Origin of the sequence: Streptomyces populi (assembly GCF_002911015.1) — a bacterium.
In the GTDB taxonomy this organism is placed as follows: domain Bacteria; phylum Actinomycetota; class Actinomycetes; order Streptomycetales; family Streptomycetaceae; genus Streptomyces; species Streptomyces populi.
In genome coordinates this window covers 1-13308 of the sequence record NZ_KZ626845.1, presented here as the reverse complement: position 1 = coordinate 13308, position 13308 = coordinate 1, and the positions used below count along the sequence as shown (strand labels likewise).

12 protein-coding genes and 2 pseudogenes are annotated in these 13308 nt (G+C 73.5%); 4 read left to right on the top strand and 10 right to left on the bottom strand.

Annotated features, from left to right (window positions below; all coding sequences use genetic code 11):
* Positions 1–17: 17 nt before the first annotated feature.
* On the bottom strand, positions 18–1076 hold the full coding sequence (locus CW362_RS04925) for a DUF4349 domain-containing protein (RefSeq protein ID WP_103548223.1): 1059 nt from the start codon (positions 1074–1076) through the stop codon (positions 18–20).
* A 292-nt stretch (positions 1077–1368) separates the two neighbouring features.
* On the opposite strand from CW362_RS04925, the gene hemG reads away from it, so the two are divergent.
* Entirely contained in the window at positions 1369–2823 is a 1455-nt protein-coding gene (gene hemG / locus CW362_RS04920) for a protoporphyrinogen oxidase (RefSeq protein ID WP_103548106.1), read from the top strand.
* A 5-nt stretch (positions 2824–2828) separates the two neighbouring features.
* On the top strand, positions 2829–3560 hold the full coding sequence (gene hemQ / locus CW362_RS04915) for a hydrogen peroxide-dependent heme synthase (protein ID WP_103548105.1): 732 nt from the start codon (positions 2829–2831) through the stop codon (positions 3558–3560).
* A gap of 66 nt (positions 3561–3626) precedes the next feature.
* On the opposite strand, the gene CW362_RS04910 is transcribed toward hemQ, so the two are convergent.
* The 3 genes from CW362_RS04910 to CW362_RS04900 all read right to left on the bottom strand — a co-directional run bounded on the left by CW362_RS04910 (position 3627) and on the right by CW362_RS04900 (position 7905).
* Entirely contained in the window at positions 3627–5303 is a 1677-nt protein-coding gene (locus CW362_RS04910) for an alpha/beta hydrolase (RefSeq protein WP_103548104.1), read from the bottom strand.
* A 119-nt stretch (positions 5304–5422) separates the two neighbouring features.
* Positions 5423–6211 (bottom strand): TIGR04222 domain-containing membrane protein, encoded by a 789-nt coding sequence (locus CW362_RS04905; RefSeq protein ID WP_103548103.1) that lies wholly within the window; start codon positions 6209–6211, stop codon positions 5423–5425.
* A 137-nt stretch (positions 6212–6348) separates the two neighbouring features.
* Positions 6349–7905: an MbnB/TglH/ChrH family RiPP precursor modification enzyme gene (locus CW362_RS04900; protein ID WP_240657645.1), complete on the bottom strand. Its 1557-nt coding sequence runs from the start codon at positions 7903–7905 to the stop codon at positions 6349–6351.
* A gap of 418 nt (positions 7906–8323) precedes the next feature.
* Here CW362_RS04900 and CW362_RS04895 point away from each other — a divergent pair, with 418 nt between their 5' ends.
* On the top strand, positions 8324–9142 hold the full coding sequence (locus CW362_RS04895) for an SAM-dependent methyltransferase (RefSeq protein WP_103548102.1): 819 nt from the start codon (positions 8324–8326) through the stop codon (positions 9140–9142).
* A gap of 87 nt (positions 9143–9229) precedes the next feature.
* On the opposite strand, the gene CW362_RS04890 is transcribed toward CW362_RS04895, so the two are convergent.
* The gene (locus CW362_RS04890; RefSeq protein ID WP_103548101.1) at positions 9230–10153 is read right to left on the bottom strand and encodes a helix-turn-helix domain-containing protein; all 924 of its coding nucleotides are present in this window, start codon (positions 10151–10153) and stop codon (positions 9230–9232) included.
* A 129-nt stretch (positions 10154–10282) separates the two neighbouring features.
* A complete protein-coding gene (locus CW362_RS04885; protein WP_103548221.1) occupies positions 10283–10513 on the bottom strand; it encodes a DUF397 domain-containing protein in 231 nt (76 codons plus the stop codon).
* Positions 10514–10803: 290 nt separating this feature from the next.
* On the opposite strand from CW362_RS04885, the gene CW362_RS04880 reads away from it, so the two are divergent.
* Positions 10804–11277, top strand: coding sequence for a hypothetical protein (locus tag CW362_RS04880; RefSeq protein WP_103548100.1), 474 nt, complete (start codon positions 10804–10806; stop codon positions 11275–11277).
* Positions 11278–11289: 12 nt separating this feature from the next.
* Here CW362_RS04880 and CW362_RS04875 read toward each other — a convergent pair whose 3' ends face one another.
* From CW362_RS04875 to CW362_RS44000, 4 genes and pseudogenes are all read right to left on the bottom strand, one after another.
* Entirely contained in the window at positions 11290–12042 is a 753-nt protein-coding gene (locus CW362_RS04875) for an aminoacyl-tRNA hydrolase (RefSeq protein WP_103548099.1), read from the bottom strand.
* 93 nt (positions 12043–12135) lie between these two features.
* The gene (locus tag CW362_RS04870; RefSeq protein ID WP_103548098.1) at positions 12136–12333 is read right to left on the bottom strand and encodes a hypothetical protein; all 198 of its coding nucleotides are present in this window, start codon (positions 12331–12333) and stop codon (positions 12136–12138) included.
* 32 nt (positions 12334–12365) lie between these two features.
* A pseudogene (locus CW362_RS04865) lies at positions 12366–12623 on the bottom strand (threonine--tRNA ligase); the annotation flags it as partial.
* A 229-nt stretch (positions 12624–12852) separates the two neighbouring features.
* A pseudogene (locus tag CW362_RS44000) lies at positions 12853–13308 on the bottom strand (hypothetical protein); the annotation flags it as partial.

Sequence of the window (13308 nt, the reverse complement as noted above, 5' to 3'; positions counted from 1 at the left end):
TACGGGGGCACGGCACTTCAGTCCTCCCCGCCGCCCTCCGGAGCGGTGCCGGACGCCGGGGCCGATGCCTGGCCGGAGGCCGGTTCCGAAGCCGGGCGGGCGGCCGGGACCGGGCCGGGGCCCACCGACGCCGCCGGAGAGGGAACCGCGGCCGGGGCCGGGGACGACGGGCCCGCAGCCGGGGCCGGACCAGGGGCCGCCGCGAGGGACCGGCGGCGGCGCAGCCGCGGGCTCACGCCGCGCGTCCACACCAGGGCGACCAGCCCCAGGACCACCGCGAAGGGGAGCACCGCCCCGATGGCCAGGGCCAGCCAGCGCACCACGGTGACCAGCACGTCCCAGCCACCCGAGAGCGCGTCCAGGAAGCCGGGGTCGGACTCCTTCTTCTCGGCCTTCTTCACCGGGGTCTCGGACAGCGTGAGCGTGATCGTGGCCAGGCTCGTACGGTCCTTCAGCGACGCCTGCTGGGCGAGCAGCGCCTCCAGGTCGGACTGCCGGCTGCTCAACTCCCCTTCCAGCGCCACCACGTCACTGAGCCTGGTCGCCTTGTCCATCAGCTCGCGGACCCGGGCCACGCTGGCGCGCTGCGACCTGACGCGGCTCTCCACGTCCACGACCTGATCGGTGACGTCCTGCGCCTTGGCCGTCCGCTCGACGACCTTGCCGGCGCCCTCCAGATCGGCGAGCACCTGGTCGTACCGCTCGGAGGGCACCCGCAGGACGACCCGCGTGCGCTCGTGGTCGTGCCCGTCACGGGTGGTGGTCTCGTCGCCGACGTAGCCGCCGGCGTTCTCGGCCGCCGCGCGGGCGTCGTCCAGCGCCGCGGGAACGTCCTTGACCACGACGGTCAGGGAAGCGGTACGGATGATGCTGTTCACGCTCACCTTGGGCGGGGCGGCCGCCTTGCGGCCGTTCGAGCCGGAGCTTCCCGCAGCCCCCGAGTCCGCCTGCTCCGCGGGGGCTGCGTTCTCGCCACCGGCGCCCCGCGCGACCGACTTGTCGCTCGCGGTCTCCGCGTTGTCGGCGGCGCCGCACCCCGCCAGCGCGAGCGAGGCGACGAGGAACGCACCCGCCATGACCCGGGTGGCGCGGACGGCGCGCACCGGCGCCACGGGCGAGACGGGCGAGACGGAAGAGACGGGCGTCGCGGACGAGGCCGACCGGACGGGTGCCATGGGCCGGAGCGGATGTCCGGAGCTGCGTGTGCGCATGTGGGCCTACCCCCAGGGTGGTGACGACTGACGCTCCTTCGACGCCGGAGGGGCGCGGGACGTTGGAGGGTTCCGGTTCCGATGCGGTCACGGTCGGGACTCGAAGGGGCCGCACGGCCCTGGTGGGAGGGCCGGTCGGGTCTGAGAGGGTGGGGCCATGAGCGCATCGGGTACGGGAATCGGGCACGTCGTCGTCATCGGGGCCGGCATCGCCGGGCTGGCCGCCGCGCACCGATTGCTCGGGCGCGGCACACGCGTGACCGTCGTCGAGGCCTCGGACCGCGTCGGCGGCAAGCTGCTTCCCGGGGAGATCGCGGGCGTCCGGGTCGACCTGGGCGCCGAGTCCATGCTGGCGCGCCGCCCGGAGGCGCTGGACCTGGCACGCGAGGTGGGCCTGGCCGACAGCCTGCGGCCGCCGGCCACGGCCACGGCCTCGATCTGGACCCGGGGTGCGCTGCGCCCGATGCCCAAGGGACATGTGATGGGCGTGCCGGGCACCGCCGCCGCCCTGGCCGGTGTCCTGTCGGACGAGGGCCTCGCCCGCATCGAGCGCGACGCCGAGCTGCCCCGTACCGAGGTCGGCGACGACGTGGCCGTCGGGGAGTACGTGGCGGCCCGCCTCGGCCGCGAGGTCGTCGACCGCCTGGTCGAGCCGCTCCTGGGCGGCGTCTACGCGGGCGACGCGTACCGCATCTCGCTGCGCTCCGCCGTCCCTCAGCTCTTCCAGGCCGCGCGGACCCACGACTCGCTGACGGAGGCGGTCCGGGAGATCCAGGCCAAGGCGGCCGCGAGCGGGCAGACCGGGCCGGTCTTCATGGGCATCGAGGGCGGCGTGGGCCGGCTGCCGCTCGCCGTGGCGCGTTCGGTCGCGGCCCGCGGCGGCGAGATCCTGACCGGGACACCGGTGACGGAACTGCGCCGGACGGCACCGACGGGCTGGCAGGTGGTCGCCGGCGAGCGCGTCCTGCACGCCGACGCGGTGGTCGTCGCCGTCCCCGCGCCGGCCGCGGCCGCGCTGCTGGGCACCGAGTCGCCCGCGGCCGCCGCCGAACTGCGCACGGTCGAGTACGCCTCCATGGCGCTGGTCACCCTCGCCTACCGCCGTACCGGCCTCTCCCTCCCCGAGGGCAGCGGCTTCCTGGTGCCGCCGGTGGACGGCCGCACGATCAAGGCGTCGACCTTCGCCTCCCGCAAGTGGGACTGGATCGCCGACGAGGACCCGGACGTGCTGGTGCTGCGCACCTCCGTGGGGCGGTACGGCGAGACGGAGATCCTGGACCGGGAGGACGCCCACCTCGTCGACGTCTCCCGGCACGATCTGCGCGAGGCCACCGGCCTGGACGCCGAGCCGCTCCAGACCCGTGTCACCCGCTGGGACGACGGCCTGCCCCAGTACCCGGTCGGCCACCACGCGCGCGTGGCCCGCATCCGTGACGAGGTCGCCAAGCTGCCGGGCCTCGCGGTGTGCGGCGCGCAGTACGACGGCGTCGGCATCCCGGCCTGCATCGCGAGCGCGTACGCCGCGGTGGACCAGCTGGGCGGTGACGCGCGCGGTGTGCAGGAGCTCACCGCGAACCCGGTGCAGAGTCTGCACGGCGGAGCAGGAGAATAGGAACCATGAGTGACGACGCCCCCACCACCGAATCCGGCAGGGTCCCGAACAAGGGCAAGCTGGCCAAGGACCTGAACGAGGTCATCCGCTACACGCTGTGGTCGGTCTTCAAGCTGAAGGACGCGCTCCCCGAGGACCGCGCCGGTTACGCCGACGAGGTCCAGGAGCTGTTCGACCAGCTCGCCGCGAAGGACGTCACCGTCCGCGGCACCTACGACGTGTCGGGGCTGCGCGCCGACGCCGACGTGATGATCTGGTGGCACGCCGAGACCAGCGACCAGCTCCAGGAGGCGTACAACCTCTTCCGGCGCACCCGGCTGGGCCGTGCCCTGGAGCCGGTCTGGTCGAACATGGCGCTGCACCGGCCCGCCGAGTTCAACCGCTCGCACATCCCGGCGTTCCTCGCCGACGAGACGCCGCGCGACTACGTCAGCGTCTACCCCTTCGTGCGCTCCTACGACTGGTACCTGCTGCCCGACGAGGACCGCCGCCGGATGCTCGCCGACCACGGCAAGATGGCCCGCGGCTACCCCGACGTCCGCGCGAACACGGTCGCCTCGTTCTCGCTCGGCGACTACGAGTGGATCCTCGCCTTCGAGGCCGACGAGCTGTACCGCATCGTCGACCTCATGCGTCACCTGCGCGCGTCCGAGGCCCGGATGCACGTCCGTGAAGAGGTCCCGTTCTACACCGGCCGCCGCAAGGACGTCGCCGACCTGGTCGCGGGTCTCGCCTGACCCTCCGTGCGGAAAAGGCGGGCGTCCCCCGGAGGGGCGCCCGCCTTCGGCTTTCCGGGTTCCCCGTCAGGGCGCCCGCCGTACCGGCTTCGCGGTCCCGGAACCCTTCACGGACGCCGTGCCCTTGGCGCCCTTCGCACCCCGGGCGGGGCTGCCGGACGCCTTCGGCACCGGCTCCCGGTGCGGTGCGCACGCCGCGCTCCGCACCGGGAGCCGGCCCTCCAGCAGGTAGGCGTCCAGATAGCCGTTGACGCACTCGTTGGGGCCGTTCGCGATCCCGTGCGTACCGGCGCCCTTCTCGGTCACCAGCACCGCGCCCGACAGCCGTCGCTGCAACTCCACGGCCCCCTCGTAGGGGGTCGCCGCGTCCCGTTCGGCGGCGAGGATCAGCGTCGGCGGCAGCTTCCCGGGCGCTGTCCGCACGTCGAGCGGCTTCTGCCGGGGCGCGGACCAGTACGCGCACGGCAGGTTCATCCACACGTTGTCCCAGGTCTCGAACGGGGCGAGGCGTGCGAGACGGGTGTTGTCGCGGTCCCAGGTGCGCCAGTCGGTCGGCCAGGGCGCGTCGTTGCACTCCACGGCCGTGTAGACCGCGTTGCCGTTCTCCTGCTCGGCGGCCGCCTCCGGATGCGGTCCCGCCACCTGGATCAGCGGCTTCGGGTCACCCTTCAGATAGGCCGACAGCGCCAGCGCGCGCTGCGGCCAGTAGTCGTCGTAGTACCCGGCTTGCAGGAACGCGCCCTGCAGTTGGGCGGGCCCCACCTTGCCGCCCGCGGGCGAGGCGGCGAGCCTGGCCCGCGCCTTCTCGTAGGAGCGCCGCACCTCCTCGGGGGTGCGGCCGAGCCCGTACACCTTGTCGTGCCGGGCCATCCACGCGCGGAAGTCCGCCCAGCGGAGCTCGAACGCGGCGGACTGGTCGAGGTTGTTCCGGTACCAGACCTTCTCGGGGGCGGGGTTCACCGCCGAGTCGAGGACCATCCGGCGTACGTGCGAGGGGAACAGCGTCGCGTACAGGGAGCCGAAGTACGTCCCGTACGAGGCGCCCATGAACGTCAGCCTCCGCTCACCGAGCGCGGCGCGCAGCACGTCCAGGTCACGGGCGTTGTTCAGCGAGGTGTAATGGCGCAGGGCGGGGCCCGAACGCCGGGCGCAGCCGCGGGCGTACGCCTTCGCCTCCGCGATCCGTGCCTTCTTGAACGACTCCGAGGGGACCGCCGGGGCCTGGAGGAGCGGCTTCGGCGAGTGCCGGGGGTCCCGGCAGGACAGCGGCGCCGACCGGCCGACCCCTCGCGGGGCGTAGCCGACCAGGTCGTACGCGGCCCCGATCCGCTTCCACTGCGGCAGGACGCCGATCAGCGGGAAGAACATGCCGGAGGCGCCGGGGCCGCCGGGGTTGTAGACGAGGGCGCCCTGGCGCGGCACCTTGTGCTTCGCGTTGTGCGGGTCCTTGCCGGTCGCCCCGACACGGCTGACGGTCAGTCTGATCCGCTTGCCGTCGGGGAGGGCGTAGTCGAGGGGCACCGTGACCGTGCCGCACCGGAGGCTGGAGGGCAGGTGCTCCTCCTTGGGGCACTTGCCGAAGCGGATGCCCGCGGCGGCGGCGCGCTCGGCGGCGACGGCGGTGCCGCGCGTCTCGGCGGATCCGGCCGGTCCCGGCCGGGCTGGCGCGCCGCCCGCCGGGACGGCGACGAGGCCGGTCAGGAGCAAGGACCCTGCGGTTCCGTGGAGGACGGCAGCTCTCATCGAGAATCCCTTCAGCGCGTGGCGGCGACAGAAGGATGCTTCGTTCGGCGGCCGGCGAAGTAAAGCACCGCCCGCCGGTGTCGGCGCCAATGACCCCGATGCGCCCCCCGGGCGCGCTCTCAGCCCCCCTGCCGCCAGGCGGTGTCGCGGTCCCGGTGCGCCAGGGCCGCCCGCAGTTCCGGCTCGCCGATCGCGCGGACGCCGCGTACGGCGACGGAGGTGAGGTACGTACGGTCGTCACCGGAGGCGTCGGAGTGCCGGGCCAGGGTGCCGAGCAGCCGCTGCCCGGCGGGGGAGGCCCAGCGGGTGCAGGGGTGCACCTCGATCCGGGCTATGGCGAGACAGCTCACCGTCAGGATGAGCGGGAGCAGGAACCAGACGGCCACCGGGACGTCGCTGCCCGGGGTCTGACCCGGCAGCAGCAGGGCCGCGGCACCCAGTACGAGGACCGCGGCCGCGGCCGCCTGGACCTGGCGGACGGCCCCGGCGACCGTGGTGCGGGCCCCGTCGGGGACGGCGAGGCCGGCCGCGACGAGGCGGTCGGCGAGACGGCGCACCGAGTCGGCGGCGGCGGTGGCCGCCCGCAGCGGCGCTATCCGGGACTGGCCCTCGGGGCCGATGGCTCCGATGACCGAACGCTCCATGTCGTCGCGCCCGCGCGGGTCGACGACCGTGGCCCAGCCGGTGTGCGCGAGCAGCAGGCGGCGCTGACGGGCCATCGACACCAGGGTCAGGTCGGCCACCCGGGCCGGGCCGCCGGACAGGAACGCGGCCTCGTACAGCGTGAGGTCGTGTCCGTGCGCGGCGTCGGCGTCCAGTGACGCGGCGTGGACGGCGGCCAGGCACAGCCGGGTGCAGGAGACAGCGGCCGCCGCCCAGGCCAGGAGCAGGAGAAGGACCCAGAACATGGCGTTTTTCTATGCGATGGTCCGGGCGGGCGTCATGCTCCATTCACTATGTGGGACGTGGTCGTTGCCGGTGTGTGACGTTCCGTTTTCCGGGCGGCGCGGAGCGGCGGCGCCGGGCACCCGCCCGGCCCGCCCGCTCAGCGGCGCAGCAGCACCCTTCGGGTGGCGCGGGCCAGCCGGGCCACGGGACGCGCCGAGAGCGGGGCCGGACCCGATCGCTCCAGCCACCACGCGCGCAGCCGCCGCGTCCCGGCGCCCTCCGGGAGTCCCGTGAGCAGGAGGTGTTCGGCGAAGTCCAGTGCGTCGCGGCGGTAGCCGCCGGTCATCGGACGCCGCTGCGCGTACGCGAGGAACGCCGGCCGGTAGCCGTCGGCCAGGATCTCCGGCAGTTCCGGGGCCACCTTCGCCACGACGTCGGCCCGTTTGGCGGCGAGGGCGCGCGCCTGCACCCCGAGCCGGACGCGGTCGAAGCCCTCGGGCGCGGGGGTCCCGGCGACGAGCGCGGACAGCAGGGCGGCCTGTGCCAGCGCCACCCGCTGGCGAGGGGCGTCCCCGGCGCCGGCGCGTGGGTCCGTGCAGGGTCGGTGTGGTTCCGTGCCGGACCCGGGCGAGTCCGTGCCGGGAGCCTCGCCCGGCGCGGTCCCGGTGCCGTCCGGTGTCCGGGACGTCGGTGCGCCCGCCGGGGGAGCCGCGGCGAGGGCGCCGGGGTCCGCCGCCCGCACCGTCCCCGTGGCCGCGGCGGCCGCCGACGGGCCGACCCGGCCGCCCACCGGTGCTGCCGCGCCCCGCTCGGCCGCAGGAGCGGCGACCCGGCGGCCGGCCAGGACCGCCGTGCTCCGTCCGGTCGCCGGGGCCGCGCGTCCCGCCTTCTCCAGGGTCTCCCGGATCGCGGCCAGCTCCCGTTCCAGTTCGGCCGGTCCGGGGAAGTTCTCGTCCCGCTCGAGGAGGACCCCCGGCGGGGTCACCCGGGACGCGAGGTCGGCGAGGATGTCGAGCACGGGCCGCGCGACGGGATGGGCGTGGCTGTCGTGCCACACGCCGTCCCGCTCGAAGCCCCCGGCGACGTGGACGTAGGCGATGGCCTCGACGGGCAGTTCGTCGAGTGCCCGGGCGGGGTCCTCCCCGCGGTTGGCGTGGTTGGTGTGGAGGTTGGCCACGTCGATCAGCAGCCGGACGCCGGTGCGGTCGGCCAGGTCGTAGAGGAACTGTCCCTCGGTCATCTCCTCGCCGGGCCAGGAGATCAGCGCGGCGATGTTCTCCACGGCGAGGGGGACGGGCAGCGCGGCCTGCGCCGCGCGGACGTTCTCGCACAGGACGCGCAGCGCGTCCCGGGTGCGCGGAACGGGCAGCAGGTGACCGGCCTCCAGCGGCGGTGACGCGGTGAGCGGGCCGCCCGCCCGGACGAACGCGATGTGTTCCGTGACGAGCGGGGAACCCAGCGCCTCGGCGCGTTCGGCGAGGGCCGTCAGCCGCGCCTCGTCGGGCCGGTCGGCACCGCCGAGGCCCAGGGAGACCCCGTGCGGCACCACCGTGACACCCCGTTCGCGCAGCCGCAGCAGCGACTCGGGGAGATGGCCGGGGCACACGTTCTCCGCGACCGCCTCGACCCAGTCGACGCCGGGCATGTTCTCCACGGCCTCGGCGATCTCCGGCCGCCACCCGATTCCCGTGCCCAGCCGCATCGGTTCCCCCATGTCCCCTCCTCCGTCACGGCCCCGGTCGTGCCCGCCCGTGCGTCGCTCCCCACGACGGCCGGTGCCCCGGCGTGACCAGGTCATGGCCCCGGGAGTCGGGACCGAACCCCCCGGGGCCGACGTTCAGAGCAACATTTGAGGTTCGGCGCCGGGCCGGACGGCGAAGAGCGGACCGGTGCCGACGAGGCCGAGGACCGGGACGCGGTGGCGGAGCACCGGCCGGCCGTCGAGACCGAGTGCGGCCGGCCGGTGCTCCGCTGATCGGCCGTTTCGCGCCACCTCGCCGAACGGGGGACGCAAGTTGGCCCAAAAGCCCCCTCGCGTCCCCCGTTCGGGGCTGGCAACGCCAACTTCCGTTTCCCTAGGATGTATTGCCGGTCGGGCCGGTCAGGCCGGCCGACGGTGATCTGGGGGAACGATGCAGCCTGGCGAGCAGTTGTCCACGTCGATCGATGCCACGGTGCCCACGGCCGCGCGCATGTACGACCACTACCTCGGCGGCAAGGACAACTACGCCGCCGACCGGGCGGCCTGCGAAGAGCTGGACAAGGTCGTGCCCAGCACGCGCGCGCTCGCGCTGAACAACCGGCGTTTCCTCCAGCGGGTGGTCAGGACGCTCGCGGACGGATACGGGATCAGGCAGTTCCTCGACCACGGATCGGGTCTGCCCACCCAGAACAACGTGCACCAGGTCGCCCAGAGGGTCGACGAGACGTGCCGGGTGGTCTACGTCGACAGCGACCCGATGGTGCTGGTGCACGGCCGGGCCCTGCTGGACCAGAACGAGCGGACCGCCGTCATACACGCCGACATGCGGCAGACGGAGCAGATCTTCTCCCACCCCGACACCCGGCGACTGATCGACTTCTCGCAGCCGGTGGCCGTGCTGTTCAACTCGGTGTTCCACTGCATCCCGGACAGCGAGACCGACGGCCCCCTCCCGGTGATCCGCCGTGTCGCCGAACGGCTGGCGCCCGGCAGTTTCATGGTGATGTGCCAGCTGGTCAGCGAGAACGCCGAGGTGCGCGACTTCGTCACCGGCTTCATGGACAAGGCGACCCAGGGGCACTGGGGCCGGGTGCGCCAGGAGAAGGACGTGGAGGGGTTCTTCGACGGCATGGACGTCCTCGAACCCGGGCTGGTCGAGGTGTCCACCTGGCGCCCGGACACCGACGTCGTGCCGCGCCAGCTCACACAGGAGTGGATCGAGTTCGGCGGGGTCGGCCGGATCAGCTAGATCCGGTCCGGCGGACCGTCTCCGCGGGTGCGGCGGGATCCGCCGGCGGATCCCGCCGACGACGGCCGGACTCGCCCTGGCGCTCCGTCAGCGCGACGCGCCGTAGCGCTGTTCCACCGTGCTGCGCAGCAGCGCCAGGGACTCGCGGGGGCTGAGGGCCTCGTCGGCGAGTCGGTCCAGCACCACCCGGTACTCCTCCGTCTCGTCCCGGTCCTCCAGGAAGTTGGCGCTCCTGATGTGCTCCAGGTAGACGATGTCGGGCAGTTCGGCACCGCCGAAGCGCAGATAGGTGACGGGGATGGCCGGCGCCGAGGCGTTGGTGACGTCCAACGGCACGATCTGCACGACCACATGGGGCCGCCGGGCCATCTCGATGAGGTGCTCCAGCTGAGTGCGCATCACCTCACGGCTGCCCAGGACGCGCAGCAGTACGGACTCGTCGACGACGGCCCACAGATAAGGGGCGTCCGCCCGGTCCAGCAGCTCCCGCCGGCGCATGCGCAGCTCCACCCGGCGCTGCACCTCGGCCGCCGGCGCCGTCGGCAGCCCGCGTTCCACCACGGCCCGGGTGTAGTCGGCGGTCTGCAACAGGCCCGGAACGTACTGGATCTCGAAGGTCCGGATGGTGGTGGCCGCCTCCTGGAGTCCGACCAGCCGGTCGAACCACTCGGGCATCAGCCGCTTGTCGTAGCGCTGCCACCAGCCCGGCTCACCCGCGCGCTTGAGCAGTCTGAGCAGGACCGACACCTCGTAGTCATCGGTCCCGTACAGCTTCAGCAGGGCGAGGACGTCGTCCTCCGTGGGCGGCCGGCGCCCCTTGCCCGCCTCTATGCGCGACAGCTTCGCCGCGCTGAACCCGAGGGAGCGCGCCGCCTGTTCCTGGGAGAGGCCCGCGTCCTCGCGCGCGCCGGCCAGCTGAACGCCGACCAGCATCTTCAGCAGAGTGGGGGCGGGCTCCTCCCGGCTCAGATACGGTTCGAGGCGGGAGGCACGGGGTGACTCGACGGACATCCTGACTCCCTGTCGACCGGCAGAAGACAGCCAAAATTATCGCACTGCGCCGGACCCTGCCGCAGGGGGAGACAGAAGTGGGCAACCGCCCTTCCGTTTCAACCGGGTTCGGGACACGGGGAGCCGGTCTCAGAGCAGGTGATCGAACTCCCCGTCCTTCGCGCCGGCCAGGAACGCGGCCACTTCCGCCGGGGTGTAGACGAGGGCCGGGCCGTCGGGGTCGCGGGAGTTGCGCACCGCTATGCCTCCGTCGCCCAGGGCCGCCACCTCGACGCAGTTGCCCTCGGCGTTGCTGTGCCTGCTCTTGATCCACCGGGCGTCCAGCGAACTCGCCCGCACCCCGTTCGGCACTGATGGCACCAACGCACTCTCCTTGCTGACGTTCCGCCGGGTGCGCGCCCGGCCGTCCGCCCGGTCGCGGGCTCCGGCCGGACCTCACGCGGCCCATGCCTCTCTCCGTCTTCATGCAATTTCTCGTGCAATTGCACGAAGACGCTGTCGGCGTGGATAATAGCCGTGGCGCCAACCTCGTTACCAGAGGCCTGTACTGACGTCGGCTCAGCCGCTCCCCGAGGAGCGTGATCGTCCGGGACGGGCCGTCGGTCCGCTCGTGCACCTGTCACTGTCCGACGCCTCCGGAGGGAGCGGAAATGGCAACACCACTCAGGAACCTGGAACGCGTGTCGTGGGGCGAGATCAAGGACTCCAAGGGGTCGGCGGAAGCGATCCCCTTCCTGCTCAACACCGTGGCCTGGGGAGACGCGGCGACGGCCAGAGCGGCACTCCAGGACCTGCGGGAACGAATCTGCCAGTTCGGGTTCGTCGTGGAGCAGGCGACGGCCGCCACCGTCCCCTTCCTCTGGGAGCTCGCCGAACTCCCCCAGGTGACCTGCCGGGTCCAGATAATCCAGCTCCTGAGGGACATCGCGGAGGCCCGGCAGTGGGAACGCACGGCAGCCGCCTACCCCAAACTCCTCAACCGCCGTGAGAACTGGGTGGGCTGGGAGCGCGAGGCCCGCCAGGCCGTGCGCGCCCACCGCGGCACCCTCCAGCATCTGCTCGCCGAGCCGGACACCGAACTCGTCCGGGTCACCGCGGAGCTCGCGACCACGCTGGCCGACTGAGGCGGCCCGCCGTCAGCCCGCCGCCTCCGGGGAACGCTTCGGCAGGGCGCCGGCACGGTCGTGCCCCTCGACGGCGACCGTCAGTCCGGGAGCGATCTCCGTGAACCCCGCGTCACGGACCAACGGGATCCCGGAGACGCTGAGCTCACGCCAGCGGGCCGGGTCGGCGGTGCGCACGGAGAGGGCGAAGCCCGCCTCGCGCCAGGCGATCCGCTCCTTCTCCGACAGCTCCCACCAGGCCAGTTGGGCGCCATGGCCCGTCTGCGCCATCGTCTTGCCGGCCGACATGTCGAGTCCCGGGTTCAGCCACAGCACGGGCGCCGCCGGATCGGCCGGTGCCGGCGGCTCCGGATCGTCGAGGTCCGTGCCGGACACCTGGAGCCGCGCCAGGTCCTTGGGCCAGCCGTCCAGCGGCACCGGCGGGAAGACCCGTACCTCCGCGGACCGCCCGGTCACGGTGATCCCGGGCAGCGCCTCGGCCCGCCGCCACTCGGCCCCGCGCGCCCGCCGCACGACCTTGCGGATCCGGGCGTCCTGCCAGTCCCGCATCGCCTGCGCCCAGACGCCGTCCCCGAGCGAACGTTCGTCGCTCAGGATCGTCAGCACGGCCCGCGCGGAGGTCTCCAGAGCGTCGGTGCGGGCCGGGGGAGCGTCCTTCTCGATGTGCACCACCAGCGGCAGTACGAACTGTTGCGCCTCGTCGCGCGCGGTGGGCTCGTCGCGGAACGGGCTGTCGCCGGCGGGGTTCGGGTCGTCGCTGTTCACGCCCTCAAGTCTGCCAGGCGGAAGATCCGTTCCGGACGGACGGTCCGGTTCCGCTCGGCGGGCGACCGTCTCGCGGACCGGTGCCCGCGCCGGTCAGCCCGAACACGCGGTGCGCTGTGCCTCCTGCCAGGCGCAGACAGGGCACAACGTGATCCCCTTGTGCGCCTCCGGGTACTCGGTCGGCTCGCGGCACAGCACGCACTCCGCGTACGGCGGTCCGCCCCGCCCCGCCGTGCCGAGGGCGTCGCGGAGATCCCCGGCCGGCCCGTCCGCGCGGCAGTCGTCGCTCATGCCCCCAGCTTACGGGGAGCGGCGGCCCGGACCCCGCCGAGTTCCATCGGCGGGAACACGTCGTCGCCGTGGTGCGACCAGTGCCCCGAGATCTCGTACAGCTCCTTCTTGCCCAGCACCGGTGAGTACACGTGCCGGTAGCCCGCCCGCCGCTCGGCGTCGCGGACGTACTCCTCCAGGGCGTACCGCACGGTGGCGCCGTCCGGCAGCCGGTACGGAAGGCCGGCGTCCATCAGGGGGTCGGTGTCGAACAGGCCGAGTTCGCGGCCGAGTCGGCGGTGGTCGTTCAGGGTGGTCTCCTCGCTGGGGAGGGCGAGTGACCACACGGCGAAGCCCCGGGGCACTCGCCCCGGGGCTTCGCCTCACGTCAGCGGTCAGCGCGCCGGGACACTCTCCGGCGTCGTCGTGTTCATCGCGGCACGCTTCATGGCGCTCACGCCAGCAGCGGATCCCGGGGCGGGCACGGGAATATGCGGTGCGGTGTGGCGTGGGCCGGGACCGTGCCGCGCGGGCACGGGTCTAACCCGCCGGCGCATCCGGCTCCGCGCGTTCCTCCACGTTCCCGGAACTCCCGGACCGGCCCGCGTCGTTCCCGAAGGCGTCCGGATCCCCGGAGTCCTCCGGTCCCTCCGGCTCCATCGGCACCCTGGGCTCGCCCAGGATCCCGAACGTGTCCGGGACGCCGAGCCCGTCCGTGTCCGCGAACGCCTCCGGAAGACCGAGCGCCTCCAGCGTTCTGCCGATCCGGTCCGGCGCGGGGGGAGGTTCGACGGGATCGACGCCGGGCTGCCGTTCCACCGGGGGCTGCGTGCTCGACGGCCGCTCCGGCCGTGCCGGGGCCGTCGGCCGCTCTCCTTGCCCCTGCACTTGCACTTGTCCCGGTCCTTGTCCTTGTCCTGACTGGGCGCGTTCCAGGAAGCGCAGGAGTTCGACCGGGAAGGGCAGGACGAGGGTGGAGTTCTTCTCGGCGGCGAC